This is a genomic window from Paenilisteria newyorkensis, from assembly GCF_000766145.1.
Lineage (GTDB): Bacteria > Bacillota > Bacilli > Lactobacillales > Listeriaceae > Listeria_A > Listeria_A newyorkensis.
Genome location: NZ_JNFB01000024.1, coordinates 162,057 through 178,832 on the forward strand (window position 1 = coordinate 162,057; position 16,776 = coordinate 178,832).

At 44.6% G+C, this 16,776-nt stretch carries 14 protein-coding genes and 1 other annotated feature; of the genes, 12 read left to right on the forward strand and 2 right to left on the reverse strand.

Annotation, left to right across the window (positions count from 1 at the left end; translation table 11 throughout):
* Positions 1-353: 353 nt before the first annotated feature.
* Together pabB and EP58_RS10025 are read right to left on the reverse strand one after the other, a co-directional pair.
* A complete protein-coding gene (gene pabB / locus EP58_RS10020; protein ID WP_036093050.1) occupies positions 354-2,063 on the reverse strand; it encodes an aminodeoxychorismate synthase component I in 1,710 nt (569 codons plus the stop codon).
* Positions 2,041-2,643, reverse strand: a complete 603-nt coding sequence (locus EP58_RS10025) for an anthranilate synthase component II (RefSeq protein WP_036093052.1) — start codon at positions 2,641-2,643, stop codon at positions 2,041-2,043. Before EP58_RS10025 ends, pabB begins: the two co-directional genes overlap by 23 nt.
* A 552-nt stretch (positions 2,644-3,195) precedes the next feature.
* Positions 3,196-3,412: a binding site (T-box leader), on the forward strand.
* A gap of 269 nt (positions 3,413-3,681) precedes the next feature.
* Between EP58_RS10025 and serS the strand changes: the two genes are divergently transcribed.
* The 12 genes from serS (at position 3,682) to EP58_RS10085 (ending at position 16,773) form a co-directional block, all read left to right on the forward strand.
* The gene (gene serS / locus EP58_RS10030) at positions 3,682-4,968 is read left to right on the forward strand and encodes a serine--tRNA ligase (RefSeq protein ID WP_036093054.1); all 1,287 of its coding nucleotides are present in this window, start codon (positions 3,682-3,684) and stop codon (positions 4,966-4,968) included.
* 213 nt (positions 4,969-5,181) lie between these two features.
* The gene (locus tag EP58_RS10035; RefSeq protein ID WP_036093055.1) at positions 5,182-6,723 is read left to right on the forward strand and encodes a hypothetical protein; all 1,542 of its coding nucleotides are present in this window, start codon (positions 5,182-5,184) and stop codon (positions 6,721-6,723) included.
* A 364-nt stretch (positions 6,724-7,087) separates the two neighbouring features.
* Entirely contained in the window at positions 7,088-7,744 is a 657-nt protein-coding gene (locus EP58_RS17015) for an HI_0552 family protein (RefSeq protein ID WP_052171428.1), read from the forward strand.
* Between the two features lie 176 nt (positions 7,745-7,920).
* Positions 7,921-8,769 carry a BglG family transcription antiterminator LicT gene (licT, locus tag EP58_RS10045; protein WP_036093213.1) on the forward strand — a complete coding sequence of 283 codons (849 nt, stop codon included), beginning with the start codon at positions 7,921-7,923 and terminating at the stop codon, positions 8,767-8,769.
* Positions 8,770-9,247: 478 nt separating this feature from the next.
* Positions 9,248-9,967, forward strand: coding sequence for a glucosamine-6-phosphate deaminase (locus tag EP58_RS10050; protein ID WP_036093215.1), 720 nt, complete (start codon positions 9,248-9,250; stop codon positions 9,965-9,967).
* Positions 9,968-10,140: 173 nt separating this feature from the next.
* Positions 10,141-11,574, forward strand: coding sequence for a 6-phospho-beta-glucosidase (locus EP58_RS10055; protein WP_036093056.1), 1,434 nt, complete (start codon positions 10,141-10,143; stop codon positions 11,572-11,574).
* Between the two features lie 118 nt (positions 11,575-11,692).
* Positions 11,693-13,153, forward strand: a complete 1,461-nt coding sequence (locus EP58_RS10060; RefSeq protein WP_036093058.1) for a glycoside hydrolase family 1 protein — start codon at positions 11,693-11,695, stop codon at positions 13,151-13,153.
* 109 nt (positions 13,154-13,262) lie between these two features.
* Complete coding sequence (locus tag EP58_RS17020) at positions 13,263-13,790, forward strand: TetR/AcrR family transcriptional regulator (RefSeq protein ID WP_137657480.1); 528 nt, start codon at positions 13,263-13,265, stop codon at positions 13,788-13,790.
* Between the two features lie 54 nt (positions 13,791-13,844).
* Complete coding sequence (locus tag EP58_RS10070) at positions 13,845-14,261, forward strand: MarR family winged helix-turn-helix transcriptional regulator (RefSeq protein ID WP_036093059.1); 417 nt, start codon at positions 13,845-13,847, stop codon at positions 14,259-14,261.
* A gap of 14 nt (positions 14,262-14,275) precedes the next feature.
* Positions 14,276-15,235 carry a ring-cleaving dioxygenase gene (locus EP58_RS10075; RefSeq protein ID WP_036093060.1) on the forward strand — a complete coding sequence of 320 codons (960 nt, stop codon included), beginning with the start codon at positions 14,276-14,278 and terminating at the stop codon, positions 15,233-15,235.
* Positions 15,236-15,299: 64 nt separating this feature from the next.
* Positions 15,300-16,070, forward strand: coding sequence for an alpha/beta hydrolase (locus EP58_RS10080; protein WP_036093061.1), 771 nt, complete (start codon positions 15,300-15,302; stop codon positions 16,068-16,070).
* A gap of 58 nt (positions 16,071-16,128) precedes the next feature.
* Positions 16,129-16,773 (forward strand): histidine phosphatase family protein, encoded by a 645-nt coding sequence (locus EP58_RS10085; protein ID WP_255309528.1) that lies wholly within the window; start codon positions 16,129-16,131, stop codon positions 16,771-16,773.
* Positions 16,774-16,776: the final 3 nt, after the last annotated feature.

Here is a 16,776-nt window from a genome sequence, read left to right on the forward strand (position 1 = left end):
CTCCGTTGTTAAAAGCTGTGTTCCGATGCTCATGTACCTGAGTACATTCCGCGTCGGTACGCGCTTTTGCCTAGGATCTAATTACTTGTCGCTTCGCTGAGGTTTAGCGAGGTCTTCAAGGTTAGGAATTAAAGCATTAATATTCAAAAACATAAAAATACACGCAAAAAAACCACCGTGGAAAAGGGAGGAACCACGGTGGTCAAAAAGGGAGTTTCGAGCTTTCATCCAAAAAGGGGGAAAGAATGAAAGTTCGTTTGTTGTTAGCTTATACTTATATAATAACGGTCGGGAAGGAAAACTTGCTGTGAGTTAAATGAGAAATTGATGAATGTTTGGCTAGCTTTCTTTCATTAATGTAAATCGATGTTGACCCAGCCACGGACGCTGTTGATTAGCCAGGTTTTTGTGGCTTTTAACAGGTCGTTGCGGTGCAAGATTCGCTCGGTAATCGTGTTTTCGGCTAGGAGGGTTTCGCGCATCGTGCCTCCTAGTAAGCCGGATGATTGTTTTGGTGTGACTAGTTGCCCGTCTATTTCTGCGACGAGGTTACCGTTAATGAATTCTGTAATCTCGCCGCGTTCATTCCATAGTAGCGTTTCGTCGTAGTCAATTCGGCGCCGCTTTTCGTACATAGTCCGATTGGTCGTTTTGTGATAGAGAAATGGATCGGTGCTGGTGATGGACTTGTCGGCAAAATGGGCGGTCCATGTGATTGGATCCGAAATGATGAGTGTGCCTTCCACTGTAATGTCGCCAGCGTTATTTGAGAGCAGGCGAACTTTCCAAATATCGTTTGGGTGCTCTTTCGCGAATGCTTCTAGGGCCTCATTTGCGGCATCAATGTTCCACGTGAAACCAAAATAATGGGCGCTTTTTTCGATGCGTTTTAGATGTAAATCGGTGCGATAATAGGTGCCATCTTCCAAGCGTAGACTTTCCAGTAATTCAAATTCTGGTAAGTAGGTGGTGAGAAGGGCTGCTTTGGCTTGAACTTCTTCGTACTCAGCGCCGCTACGTGAATCCCAGACAATGCCACCGCCAACGCCGTATTCAGCTGTTTTTTCTTCTGTGTCGACCACAACGGTTCGGATCGGGACGTTAAAAATAGCTTCCTTATCTGGTGTTACATAGCCGATCGCGCCGCAATATACATTACGCGGAGAGGTTTCTGATTCGGCGATAAGCTGCATCGTTTTCACTTTAGGTGCGCCGGTGATGGATCCACATGGGAAAAGCGCTTCGAAAATAGCTGTCAAATGGACTTCTGGCAATGTTTCAGCGACGACTGTCGAGGTCATCTGCCAAACGGTGGGGTAGCGTTCGACATCAAATAGTTGGGGAACTTTGACGGAACCTGGTTTGGCGATTTGGCCGAGGTCATTGCGTAATAAATCTACTATCATCACGTTTTCCGCTTGATTTTTTGCAGAAGCTGCTAGCCAGTCGCGTGCTTTAAAGTCATCTTCTAGCGTCATGCCGCGCTTTGCGGTGCCTTTCATCGGCTTGGTTTTGATGACGCCGTCTTTCCAATGGAAAAAAAGTTCGGGCGAGGCGGATAAAATATGGAACCGGCCAGTTGATAAATAGGCTGAATAATCCGCTTGCTGTGCCGTTTTTAGCTGTTCGTAAAAATTCTCATCTTCCTCTGTAAAATCGCTTTGTAACCGGATAGTATAGTTGGTTTGATATGTATTTCCGGCTGCGATTTGCTCTCGAATTGAGTGGATACCCTTTGCGTAGGAGCTGTAGTCGGTGGTTGGTTGCCAGTCTAATTTTGGTGGCTGTGAGAGTGGAGTAGCGGTTTGCTCAATCTCACGCATTTCACGAAAAACGCCGAACCAAAGAAGTGGCATTTTGCCGGGTTGGTGTGTGATTAGATTTTTATTGAAGGCCGCAGCTGCTTCATAGCCAATATAACCCGCGACATAATAGCCGAGATCAACAGCCTGCTCGACTTGTTTCATGCGTTCCATCACGTCATCTAGATTGTCCGTTTGAATAATGGCTTCGGGAGACGAGAATAGTTGTGTTTTTCCTTTAAAATCGAACTGCATTTTCATTTTCGTAGCTCCGTTCCGTTAGTTTTACAAAGTTCTCCAAGATTTCGTGCCCGTGTTCGGAAAGAATGGCTTCGGGATGGAATTGAACGCCTTCTATTAAAAATTTGCGGTGACGAACGGCCATGATAAGGTCATCCTCGGTTTTTGCGGTGATGAGTAATTCGTTTGGAAAATGGGACTCTGCGGCTACGAGGGAATGATATCTGGTCACAGAAAAACGCGCGCTTAAGCTTGTAAACACGCCTTCTTGGTCATTTGTAATTATCGATGTTTTGCCGTGAACGGGTTCAGGAGCGCGAATGATTTCACCGCCAAATGCTTGAACGATAGCTTGGTGACCCAAACAGATGCCAAGAATAGGGATTTTACCAGCAAATTCGCGGATGACGGCTAGACTGATTCCTGCGTCATCGGGTGTACCGGGTCCAGGTGAAATGACGATCGATTCGGGATTTATTTCACAAACTTCGGCTACGGTTATTTGATCATTTTTCACAACACGTACTTGTTTGCCGAGCTCTAATAAATATTGATATAAGTTGTATGTAAACGAGTCGTAATTATCGATTAACAGGATCACAATATCACTCCTAAATGGAATTTCAATGGATATACGTCCACCCTATTTATAGCAAACTAGTTACGGTTTGTCCAATAAGCAGACTTGTGATTTCACAAACTTTGTTGGGTTGAAATGCGGGGGTGAGGAGGATGATTGCAAAGGAGGAGAGGAATTGTTATAATGAATGAGAAAAGGAAGCTGTGCGGCAAACACAACTTCCAATTACAAACACCATTTAAGATGGTGACAGCCTGAAAATTTCAAATGCCACTCAGCTCTCAAGCCTAGGAGTGGTTTTTTACTTGCTATCGTTAATGATTCGAATACAGTCATGCTTTTTCCTTTCTGGAAGAAACCACGAACAACATGGCATTACCTACTTTCTTAGCTAGGCTGCCAACCACATCATAAACTTGTTTGTAAGCCTATTATAGCATGGGTTTTCAGGGTTGCTCTGATGATTATGTAATGCAATTTTTAGGTGAATATTACAAATTTGGAATGGTGGGAAGTTTTCTGTTTTGGCTTGCTAATTCTGAGGTTATGGGGTAGAATGTTCTTAAATAATGAATTAAAACGTTGACAAGAGCTAGTAGTAAAAGTTGGGCTTTTTAGAGAGCTGATGGTTGGTGGGAATCAGTAGGAACGCTTTTATGAATCCGTCTTGGAGTGGGCAGAGGAAATGTGAGTAATCTGCTTCGGTGGGAACCGTTATATCAATTGAGCTGGAGTTTGGGATGTTTCTCGGACTCAATTAGGGTGGCAACGCGGTACTTCCGTCCCTTTCCATGTATTTTATTTGGGGAGAGATTTGGGGGTTTTTTTTCGTTCAAAGAAAGCATAATATGCTTTCTTTGAACGAAAAAAGCCTAGCGACAAACAGTCATCTGCGTCGTTAAAGCTTCCGTTCCAGTGCTCACGTACAAGTCGTACGCTCCGCGCTGGTACTCAGCTTTGCCTAGCATCTAACCATTTGTCGCTAGGCTGGCTAAGGTCTATTTCGAATCTAACAACCAAATAAAATCAAGATTATATTTTTATGAGGAGGAAAAAGAGATGTTGGATGTTAAATTATTACGTGAGGATTTTGAAGGTGTGAAGGCGAAGTTGTCGCATCGTGGGGAAGAGCTTGGGGAATTTGAAAAGTTTGGTGCGCTGGATACGTGGCGCCGGACGTTGATTATTGAAGTGGAGACGTTGAAGAGTCAGCGTAATGAGGTTTCGCAGGAGATTGCGCAGTTGAAGCGTGATAAGCAGGATGCGGACGCGAAAATTGAGGAAATGCGTGTGGTTGGGGATCGGATTAAGACGTTTGATATTGAGTTGAACGAGATTGATGAGAAATTGCGCAATATTTTGATGGCGATTCCGAATATTCCGCATGAGTCTACGCCGATTGGTGATACGGAAGATGATAACGTGGAGGTTCGCAAATGGGGCGAGGTTCGGACGTTTGATTTTGAGCCAAAAGCGCATTGGGATTTGGGTACGGATTTAGGAATTTTGGATTTTGAGAATGCGGCGAAGGTTGCGGGAAGCCGGTTTGTTTTTTATAAGAAACTGGGTGCTAGACTGGAGCGGGCGTTGATTAATTTTATGATGGATTTGCATGCGACGGAGCACGGGTATGATGAAATGTTGCCGCCGTACATGGTGAATCGCGATAGTATGACGGGGACTGGGCAGTTGCCGAAGTTTGAGGAGGATGCGTTCTTGATTGAGAAGGAGGACTATTTCTTGATTCCGACGGCGGAGGTTCCGGTAACGAATTATCATCGTGATCAGATTATGAATGTGGATGACCTACCGCAAAAGTATACGGCTTACAGTGCGTGTTTCCGTTCTGAGGCGGGTTCTGCGGGCCGCGATACGCGTGGTTTGATTCGCCAACATCAGTTTAACAAAGTGGAAATGGTGCAGTTTGTGAAACCTGAGGATTCTTATGCGGCGCTCGAGGCTTTGACGGATAATGCGGAGGAAGTGTTGCGTCTGTTGGAGTTGCCGTATCGTGTGCTGAGCATGTGTACTGCTGATTTAGGGTTCACGGCTGCGAAAAAATACGATATCGAAGTGTGGATTCCGAGCGGTGACAGCTACCGCGAGATTTCTTCTTGTAGTAATTTTGAGGCGTTCCAAGCGCGTCGTGCGAATATTCGTTTCCGTCGCGAGCCAGGTGCGAAGCCTGAATTTGTGCATACGCTGAATGGTTCTGGACTTGCGATTGGCCGTACGGTTGCAGCGATTTTGGAGAATTATCAGTTGGCTGATGGCTCTGTCGCGGTTCCAAAAGTATTGCAAAATTATATGGGTGGCGTGGAAGTGATTACGGCGCCGAAAAAATAAATAAGTTATATATGAAAAGGCTTTTCTCTGAATGTGGAGGAGAGTCTTTTTTTCTGCTTTTTAAATGTGACGGATTTGTCGTATTTTTGTTTGAAATGGGGTCTAATGAGGAGAGATTTTGTATTTATTTTCGGTTCTTTTTTGTTACGCTAGGTTTGGTAGGGTTATTTTAAAATGGCGTTATCAAATTTACGAGTAAGGGAGATTAGACAGATGAGAAAAAGAATGATAAAAGCGCTGGTTATCAGTTTGTCGTTGAGTTTGGTTATAGCAACCGTGCCCCCGAAAGAAGTTGTGAGAGCGGAAGAAACTGTGGTACCAAGCAAAGGTGATTCTGCGGTAGAACAGGATTTACCAGAAGGACAGTTTGCTCGATTATTGAAAGCAACTGCTGCAAGTACTGTAAAAATGACGGTGCCGATTGCTAAGAGTTATGCTTTGGACGGTAGTTCAAATAAGGGATATCTGGATATTAGATGGCAAGCGATGACGGGAGCTATTGGATACAAAGTTGGGCTGTTTAACGGTGTTACGTATGATTTTGTAGATGTCGGGAACGTGCTTAATTGGTCAACGAAAGGACAGGGTGTTTGGCCAACAGCTAGTGAGATTAGCGATGGAAAATATGCTTTACATACGGATGGCAAGGGAACTGATTTGGTATTAGATCCTTCGATAGTATACGCCAACGCTTATAAAGCAACGAAGAAAACCGATTATAGCTCGCGTCTAACGCATTTTGTACGTATTATTGCGGTTTATCCGGATGGTGATTCGGCGCCTTCTGATATTATTGCGCCGCGGATGCCGTTTGCAGATATTGATAATGTGAGTATCGTAATGCCGAAAGTTGATGAGAATTCTGGCGTCATTAGTATGAGTTGGGATGCAGTGAATCAGGCGGTAGGTTACAAGGTTTGGCTGTTTGACGGGAAATCGTACCACGCATATGATGTAAAAAATGAGCTGGAGTGGAGTTCGCTTGAAAAAGGGATTTGGCCGACTAAAGATGAGATTGCGCGTGGTAAGAAAGGGCTTCATAATGACGGGGTGGGAACGGAGATAGCGGCTGATCCGACTCCTGTCTATCAACTGAACAATCCAAGCGCGGTAATAGGTACAGATTATCGTACACATGTGACAGCGTATGACGCGAACGGTGAAACAATTGCATTCCATCAAAATGAAAATAGTAGCGTGACGGAAAGCGATGCCTCGGAGCAAGTTGCTGCGAATTTGATTGAAGATATGGACCCGTATGTTAGTGTAAAAGATGGTTATTTTGATGTGGCTCCGATTCCAGCAACGTTGAAAGCAGAGTATGGTGCAGAGACGGTGCAAGCGATGGAAGATGGGATTGAGAAGATTAATGCAGAGGTAGCGGAGGATAAGGCAGTTATTGGGGCTGATGGAGTTGTGAGAAGTACTACAGATACTAATTTACTTCAAGCGAATCAGACTAAGTTTGTTTGGAGATGGTGGGGAACATCATCCTATTATTCTAAGGCAAGAGCTGTTGAAGCAGCATATGCGTTTGCGGTCATTGCGGGGACGAATGGTGGAGCCTCATCGATTAAATCGCTCCTACCTAAATTTATTCGCTTCATTCCATTAACTGCATTCTTTGGGTTGAGCGCGGCATACTTTGGATTAATGTCAGCTAGTATTGCCCATACTAATGCTAAAACAAATAGAGGCGTTATTTTGAATGTGACTTGGGCAGCTGTTTACTGGACCACGCCTCAAGGGAAATGAGTTATGGAATCATTTGTGTTATATAGTAACAGTATAGTAGCTATTCTGTTAGGAATCTCATCCCTGTTAATATCAACTCTATCGAAGAAAAATAGATATAAGAAATTTTGTGCACTGCTAAAAAAAACAATATATATTTTGTTTCCAATTCAAGTGATACTGCTGATAATCTTAGTGACATGGTTTATCAAACAATAATTTTTAATTTGGAAAGTCAGGAAAATTATCGGATTTGGAGAGTACAGTGTTATTAAACTCCTTGATTTGCTTGGATGTATTAAAAACTATATTTCAAGGCTTGTTTTCGTGCAAGCCTTTTTGAGGTATAATGGCATACAAAGATTGGATAAAGGAGTATGACATAATGCGATTTTATGAGGAAGATTTTGCGCTTTTTGATCGGGATTATTTTCAGTTTCGGCAAATGAAGGAGTTTACGCCGACGCTGGTGGAGAGTGTGAAGGCGGAATATAAGGCTAAGTGGGATGTTTGGAAGGATTTTGCGGCGTTGTGTCAGCGGGAAACGGTTGGTTTTGGGAAGCCGAAAGTGGAGAGTTGGACGAATGGTTGGCAGGTTCGGTCGCATTTTTGGGCGTATTATAAGGGGTTGTCGCGGCAGGATTCGGCGAGTATGATTGCGATTTTGCTGAACAAGAATAATTTTCGGATTTATTTAGAGTGGCATGCGTATCGGAGTTCGGATTCGGTGACGAGTTATGAGGATCACGCGAAATGGGTCGCGTTTTTGCCGGAGTGGATTCGGGAGTTGGGAATTGATGTGCGGGAATATCGGGTTTGGACGTCGTATGAGGATGAGCCGGATAATTTTGTGACGTTGGCGGATTATTTGGAGGATCCGGAACCGATTCTTGCACTCTTGGAAAATTCGAAAAAATGGCTGCGAATTGGGCGAATTATTCCGAGAGAGGAAGCGGTGAAATGTGTTGCTATGGAAGAGATTGTAAGGAAGTCGATGATGGAATTGGCGTATTTATACAGTAAGACGGAAAGCTTCGAATAAATTTGAAAAATTCCGTTGACAGCGCTTTCGAAATGGTGCTATACTTAGGCATAGGAAAAGGATTGTTACTGATTCGATCAGGCATTACCAACATCGACGGGGGAGCACGTATTGGAGTACGTGTGGCTGCGTGTGATATTGGTATTTTTTTCGTCCATGAAAGCGAGGAGGCTTCTATGAAGATTATTAAAGCGATTAATAATAATGTTGCTCTGGCGGTGAATGAGCAGGGACATGAGCTCGTGATAATGGGCAAGGGTGTTGGATTCCAGAAGAAGATGGATGATATTATTGATGATGCGGTGATTGAGAAGGTTTTTGTTTTAGAAACGGACGAGTTGTCTGAGAAATTGATGGACTTACTTGGCGAAATTCCAGCGATTCATTTGGAAATAGCGGATGAAATTGTGAATTATGCGAAGGAAAATTTTGATGCGAAAATCAGTGATAATGTGTATTTAACGCTCACGGATCATATTAGTTTTGCGATTGCGCGTCATGAAAAAGGGATGCTGATTCGCAATGTGATGTTGTGGGAAATCAAGAAGTTTTACAAGGATGAGTTTAAGATTGGTCTGAAGGCGCTGGAGATTATTAAGGAGCGGCTCGGGATTCAGCTTGGTGAGGATGAGGGTGGGTTTATTGCGCTGCATATTGTGAATGCGCGGACGGATGGTCAGGCGATGAAGACAACGGTTGATATGACGCAGGTTGTGCAGGATGTGCTGAACATTGTGACGTACCATTTTAATGTGGTGTTGGATGAGTCGTCTCTGAATTATACGCGTTTTGTGACGCATTTGCAGTATTTTGCGCAGCGGCTTTTGCGGAATGAGATTGTGGATTCTGGCGATGATTTTCTGTTTGATCAGGTGCAGGTGAAATATCCAGAGAGCTTTGCGTGTACGGGAAAAATTGACGCGTATTTGCAAAAGGCGCATCACGCTACGCTTACGAAGGATGAACGGGTGTATTTAACGCTTCATATTCACCGGGTGACGGAGCGGAATCGGACAAATGAATAAGATGGCAATCAAATGAAGGATTGTTACTGGTGCGACCAGGCATAACCTAGATTGATGGCAAGAACGGGGCATATTTTTTGTGCTCGGGATTGTTGTTGGTTTGGGTTTTTGCTATTAGGGGATTTCCGGGCTTTTATGGTTTTCTGGTTTCGCGCCTTCGGATCTAGCTTCAACGGCTAACTCCTCGAAAACTTCACGCCCTCCATAAAAATCAAAAGCAGATTTTTACTGCGGCCGCTCCAGTTTTTTTCGGAGCTGAACGAGCCGTTTCAGCTTTTCAGTGATCTAGCTTCACGCGCTAGTCTCTCGGAAATTTCGTGGCCTCCGCAAAAACCAAATGAAGGTTTTCACTGCGCCCTCTAACAATTTCTTTCGAGCCTAACGAGCGCGTTCAGCTTTTCGTTTGACCTGCAATGCATTACACAGTTTACACTTGTTTTAGGTTATAAAATATAGAGGAAGATTGGGAGCTGATTTTTTGAAATTTATTATCACGGATTCGTATGAAGAAATGAGTACGGTTGCAGGACAGCATTTATTGGGTTATATGTATCAGGATCGCCGCGTTAATATGTCGATCACGGCTGGGAATACGCCACTTCGGATGTATGAGCAGCTTGTTCCGCAGGTGAAGGGGAAATCTTATTTTGATAATGTTCATTATTATAATTTTGATGAGATTCCGCTCAAAGGAACTGGTGATCCAGGTGTGACGATTAGTAATTTGGCGAAGTCGTTTTTCACGCCAGCGGGGATTCCGGCTGAGCAGATTCATGTGCTTGACGAAACGAATTATGAGACGCATGACGCGCGGTTGAAAGCGGACGGCGGACTTGATGTGATGTTGCTTGGTATTGGTGCGGATGGCCATTTTTGTGGGAATTTGCCGGATACGACGGACGTTCATGACGAGACGGTTGCGGTTCCGACGACGCCTGAGATGAAAGAGATTTTGATTGGCGAAGTTGGCGGAGATGCATCGAAAGTTCCTGATTTTTATGTGACGATGGGGCCAAAAGCGGTGATGCAGGCGAAAAATATTATTATGTTTGCGAATGGGAAGCATAAAGCGGAAATCGTTAAAAAAGCCTTTTTCGGTGAGGTTACGAAAGATGTGCCGTCTTCTATTTTACAATTGCATCCATCGATTACGGTTATTTTAGATAAGGAAGCAGCGTCATTATTAACTAATATTTAATATAGTGGGGCGTCTTGTTTGGCGCCTTCGGATCCAGCTTCAAGAGCCAGGCCCTCGAAAACTTCACGCCCTCCACAAAAACCAAGGGCGGGTTTTTCCTGCGGCCGCTCCAGTTTTTTTCGGGCCTAACGGGCTCTTTCAGCATTTCAATTATAGAGAGGAAGAAAATTATTATGACAAAATCACCATTTCCAGAAGGATTTTTATGGGGCGGCGCGGTTGCTGCCAATCAATGTGAGGGCGCGTATTTAGAGGATGGCAAGGGCTTGTCGCCGGTCGATGTTTTGCCGTCTGTTGAAGGAGGCCGTTGGGATGCGGTTATGAATCCGACGAAAGCGCTTGAAACGAAATATGATTATTATCCGAGCCATGAGTCAATCGATTTTTATCACCGTTATAAAGAGGATATTGCGTTGTTTGCGGAAATGGGATTCAAGTCGTTCCGTTTGTCGATTAGTTGGCCGCGTATTTTCCCGAATGGCGATGATGCGACGCCGAATGAGGCGGGCCTTGAGTTTTATGATCGCGTTTTTGATGAGTGTGCGAAATATGGCATTGAGCCTGTCGTGACGATTAACCATTTTGATACACCGGTGGAACTTTTCAAAAATTATGGTGGCTGGAAGAACCGCAAATGTATCGATTTTTATATGAATTTCTGTGAGGTTATTTTTAATCGGTATAAGGGAAAAGTGAAGTATTGGATGACGTTCAACGAGATTAATATGATTTTGCATCTGCCGTTTTTCGGTGGTGGTATGGATGTGAATGGGGAAGCGAATCCGGAAGAGGCGAAGTATCAAGCGGCGCATCACCAGTTGGTGGCTTCTGCGATGGCGACGAAATTGGCGCATGAGATTGATCCGGAAAACCAGGTTGGTTGTATGTTGGCGGCTGGTTCGACGTATGCGTTCTCATGTGATCCGAAAGATGTTTGGAAAGCAATGCAAGCGGATCGTGAGGGTTATTTCTTCATTGATGTGCAGGCGCGGGGCTACTATCCAAGCTATAGCAAGCGTTTCTTCAAGGAACACAACATTAACTTGGTGATCGAAGACGGCGATTTGGACGTTCTGAAAAATCATACGGTCGACTATGTGGCGTTTAGTTATTATTCATCACGCCTAACAAGTGCGGATCCTGAAGTGATGAAGGAGACTGAGGGCAACGTTTTTGCGACATTGCGTAATCCGAATTTGGAAGCGAGCGAATGGGGTTGGCAAATCGATCCACTTGGCCTGCGTATCACGATGAACGCGATTTACGACCGCTATCAAAAACCACTTTTCGTTGTGGAAAATGGTCTTGGTGCAGTGGATACGGTGGAGGCTGATGGATCGATTAACGATGATTACCGGATCGATTACATGCGTGAGCACGTGCGCGAAATGGGTGAGGCGATCGAGGACGGTGTTGATTTGATTGGCTATACGCCATGGGGTTGTATCGACCTTGTCAGCGCTGGTTCAGGCGAGATGAAGAAGCGTTACGGTTTCATCTACGTTGACCGCGATAATGAAGGTAAAGGGACGCTTGATCGTTCTAAGAAGAAATCGTTCCATTGGTATAAAAAAGTGATTGAGAGTAATGGTACTGATTTAGCATAAAACACGAGCCGGACTGCAAAAATTATTTTGTGGTTCGGCTTATTTTAGGCTTGCTCTGTAATGCATTACATGAAGTATAATCAAAATGTAAACAAGATTGAGAGGGGCGAATATACAAATGGCAGAGATCAAAAAGCAATTTCCAGAAGGATTTTTATGGGGTGGTGCAACGGCTGCGAACCAGGTTGAGGGCGGCTTTGATTTAGATGGTAAGGGCCTTTCAACGGCTGATATGGTGAAATTTGTTCCGAAAGATGAGCGTGGTAATGGGCATGCGCTGGATGTGACTTCGGCTGAGATTGAGGAGATTTTGGCGGGGAAATCGAAGGCTCGTTTTCCGAAGCGTGATGGGGTCGATTTTTACCATCGTTATAAAGAGGACATCGCGTTGTTTGCGGAAATGGGATTCAAGACGTTTCGTTTGTCGTTGAACTGGGCGCGGATTTTCCCGAATGGTGATGATTTAACGCCGAATGAGGCTGGTTTGAAATTTTACGATAATGTGATTGATGAGTTGGTGAAGTATGGTATTGAGCCGCTCGTGACGTTGTCTCATTATGAGACGCCGCTTGGTTTGACGCAGAAATATAATGGTTGGGCGAGCCGTGAGGTTATCGATCATTATGTGCGTTATGCGGAAACGGTGATGACGCGTTACAAGGATAAAGTGAAGTATTGGCTGACTTTCAATGAGATTAATATCATCGCGATTAGCCCGTACACTGGTGGTGGCGTGGTCGTGGATCGCGTGGAGAATCCGCTGGAAGTTTCTTATCAAGCGGCGCACCATCAATTTGTTGCGAGTTCGAAGGTTGTCAAATTAGGTCATGAGATCAATCCAGATTTCGAAATCGGTTGTATGTTGGCGCGAATGGAAACGTATCCTGCGACGAATAATCCGGACGATATCTTGCTTGCTCAACACCAAAATCAGATGAATCTATTTTTCACGGATGTTCAAGTTGGCGGTTACTATCCTGGTTTCATCAAACGCTACTTCGCGGAAAACGACATCACAATCAAAATGGAAGACGGCGATCTGGAGCTTTTGAAAGATTATCCGGTGGACTACTTGTCGTTTAGTTACTACATGACGTTATCCGTTTCGGCAGATCCAAACCGAGATCAAACGGGCGGAAACTTTATGGGCGGCGTGAAAAATGAATACTTGGAGAGCTCAGATTGGGGCTGGCAAATTGATCCTAAGGGCTTGCGTGTGACGCTGAACGGGTTATATGATCGCTATAGAGTACCGCTTTTCATCGTGGAAAATGGTTTGGGCGCGTATGATACGGTTGAGGCGGATGGCGCGATTCATGATCCGTACCGCATTGATTATTTGCGTCAACATATCGAGCAGATGGCAGAAGCGATTGCGGATGGCGTGGATTTGATTGGCTACACGAGTTGGGGTCCGATTGATTTGATCAGCGCATCTACGAGTGAAATGTCGAAGCGTTACGGTTTCATTTATGTGGATCAAGATGATGACGTAAACGGGACGCTTGCTCGATCACGCAAGGATTCATTTTTCTGGTACAAAAAAGTAATTGAGACAAATGGTGATGATTTAGCGTAATTTGGAAAAGAGGTTGGCTGGTTTTGTGGCTAATCTCTTTTTTGCCTTGATTAACGGTGGCGTTTGCGTTACATTAAACGTAATAGCGCAACGGAAAGCAGGGTTTGAAATGAAGAGACAGGAACTAATTGATGCAGCAATACAGGTAATTCAGGAAGATGGCGTACATCAGCTAAGCTTGGCTAAAATCGCTGAAAAAGTCGGAATCACGAAACCTGCCATCTTCTATCATTTTAAAAATAAACAGGATTTAATGATGGCTTTGACGTACTTCACGGTTGCGGAGTATGAACAAACAATCGCAGAGGAATTCGAAAGACTACCGGAAAATGATACTTTGCGTCACGTCCATGCTTTTTTGAAGGGGAATTTGCGTCAATTAAATGATTCTGAGTTGATTAAGGTACACGCGGCTTCGATGGAGGTTCTCGTTTCGAATGATGAGGCAACGGCGGTTTGGCGGGACATCTATAATCGGGAACTTGCGAAAATGACTCCGGAGATTGGCGTCGTGCGTGCGGATTTGCTCAGTGTGGCGCTAGATGGCATGTGGTATGGGGCTATGTGCGGAGTCTGGGACGCCAAACGTGCGGAATCGGTCATTACATATTTGGAGAAAATCATAGAGCAGGATTAAATAGTTGCTTTTTTTATAGTTTAGAACTAAACTAATGGTGAGGAGGGGATTCCCTTGGTGAAAAAAGAGCAACGGTTAGGCGTATTACTTTGGTTTAGGCTCAGCAGATTTTATAACCGTAATATTAAATTGACCAACCAAAATCTCAAAAAAGCGAATCTCTCGATGGCACAGTTTGACGTGATTGCTCAAATTGGTTTGGAGGGCGAAAGTACGCAGAAGTCGCTTGCAGACAGGCTTGTGGTGACCAAAGGCAATATCACGCAACTACTTGTGAAATTGGAAGAGCAGGGCTTGATTTGTAGACGAAAGCAGGGCAAGGAGAAGTACATTGCTTTGACGGAGCAGGGTAAGGCGTGTTATTTGGAAAACGTGCCAGTGCAAGAGGCGTTTCAGCAAGAGCAATTCGGCAAGTTAACACGTGACGAACAGAAACAATTGCTTAGTTTGTTAAAAAAATTAGATGATTAGTGAGGAGTGGCGAGATGGAATTAAGAGGAATACATCATATTTCGATTATCACGGAGAATGCACGGGCTAATTTCGATTTTTATACGAAGGTTTTGGGATTGCGGTTAGTGAAAAAAACGGTGAATCAGGATGATCCGTACACATATCATTTGTATTATGCGGATGAGATTGGAAATCCAGGTACGACGGTTACGTTTTTTGAAATTCCACGGGCGAATCGGGGAAGTAAGGGATATAATTCGATTGCGCGAATGGGGCTACGAGTGCCGAATGATGAGGCGCTAGCTTATTGGGAAGAGCGTTTAACATTGTTTCACGTGAAACATGAGGGCGTTTATGAACAGTTTGATCGCAAGGTTTTAGATTTTGAAGATGTGGATGGACTGGCGATTCAGCTTATTTCTGATCAACGTAATAAAGGCGTTGCTGGTGGGAATCCGTGGCAGGATAGTCCGGTTCCTGTTGAATTTGCGATTACTGGGCTTGGTCCGGTTCTATTTTCGACATTGAAAAAAGAGAAGACGGACCGTGTGTTGACGAAAATTCTGGGATTCGATCGGATTGGTGCATATGAGGACGATGAGCGTTTAGTGACAGTGTTCCAAGTAGGTGAAGGTGGGTCCGGCGCGGAGGTTCAGTTGGAGGCTAATTTCAAAGATCCGCATGCTGTCGAGGGAATTGGCAGTGTACATCATGTGGCGTTTCGCGTGGCTGATGATGCAGAGTTGCGCGATTGGGTGACGTATATTCAAGATTTAGGATACCCGAATTCTGGTTTTGTGGATCGTCATTATTTCCATTCGCTTTATTTTAGAGAGGAAAATGGTATTTTGATTGAGCTTGCGACGGATGGACCAGGCTTTAAGACGGATTTTGCGAAGGAACATGGCACGTATGTGGAGCTTCCACCCGCATTGGAGGAGCGTCGAGCAGATATTGAGGCGCATTTGACGGAGCTTGATAGTGATAAATAATAATGGTAAAAGACAGCAGTATCTATTATGATAGGGGTAACATAATAATAGGCGGTGAAACAATATGACGGAAAACAGGTATGAAGGCATAGCCAACAAGGACTGTCCTAATTTAGAACGATTTTTAGTATCTAGTAAGCATGACGTTCCAGCCATGTTGATTTTTCAGGGTGGTGGTTATGGAAATCGGACGGAGCGTGAGGGTAAGCCTGTCGCGGAATGGTTGAATAGTATTGGAATTGCAGCGTTTATCGTGAATTATCGGGTGGCGCCGCATAAACATCCTGTTCCTTTGGAGGATGCAAAATGGGCGATGCGAATGGTGCGACATCGTGCGGAGGAATGGGGCGTGGACCCGAACCGGATTGGTGCGATTGGCTTCTCGGCTGGTGGGCACTTGGCTTCGACTTTGGCGACACATGTAGATGAAGGGCGACCTGACGCGGAAGATCCGATGCATCAATATAGTACGCGTCCTGATGTGTTGATATTGGCGTATCCAGTCATCACGATGCGAGCGCAGACGCATAAAGGTAGTTTGCATAACTTGTTGGGAGAAACGCCAACGAAGCAGCAGATTTTGGAACTTTCGAATGAGTTACACGTGACAAATCACACGCCACCGACTTTTTTGTGGCATACGGAAGAAGATCAGTCGGTGCCAGTGGACAATAGTTTTATTTTTGCGGCGGCGCTTAGAAGGCATAATGTGCCACACTCGGTTCATACGTTTGAGCAAGGTAGGCATGGGCTTGGGATGGCGAAGGATAATCAGGAGGCGCGAATTTGGCCGGAACTGTGTGAAAATTGGTTAAAAGTGCGAAACTTCATTTAACTTTCCGCGAAACAGTGGTACAATTTTAGTGGAGAGTTAATTTGGAGGAGGCAATATTTTGGGTAAACGCACTTTTTATTTTGTACGTCATGGTAAAACGGAGTGGAACTTGGCTAGGAGAATGCAGGGTTGGGGCGATTCGCCATTGATTGAAGAAGGTATTAATGGTGCGATTGCAACAGGGGAAGCATTGCGAGATGTGGACTTTACGGCTGTTTATTCTAGCCCAAGTAAGCGCACGGTGGACACGACTGGGTATATTATTGGTGATCGAGATATAGATGTCAAAACGCTTGATGGCCTTCGCGAAATGAGTTTTGGAATTTGGGAAGGCGAGCGTTTTGTTGATATTACGGAGAATTATGGGGAAGAGTACGCGATGATGCTGGATAATCCGGCAACATATGAGGCGAATGTGAGTAAGGGTGAGACTTACTACCAAGTGAAGGAGCGCACAAAGCAAGCGGTGGAGCAGATTTTGGAGGAGCAACCGGAGGGCAATATTTTGGTCGTTTCACACGGAATGGCTTTGCGTGTCTTGATATTCGTTGCTTTGCAGGAGGCTGATTTACAGACGCATCGCACGGAAACACCGCATATTTTGAATACGAGTGTCACGGTTGTGGAATACGAAAACGGCGAATTCCGCGTAGTTACGGCAAATGATACCGCTCATCTTGAGGGTATAGTTGAAGGGGTTTAGACG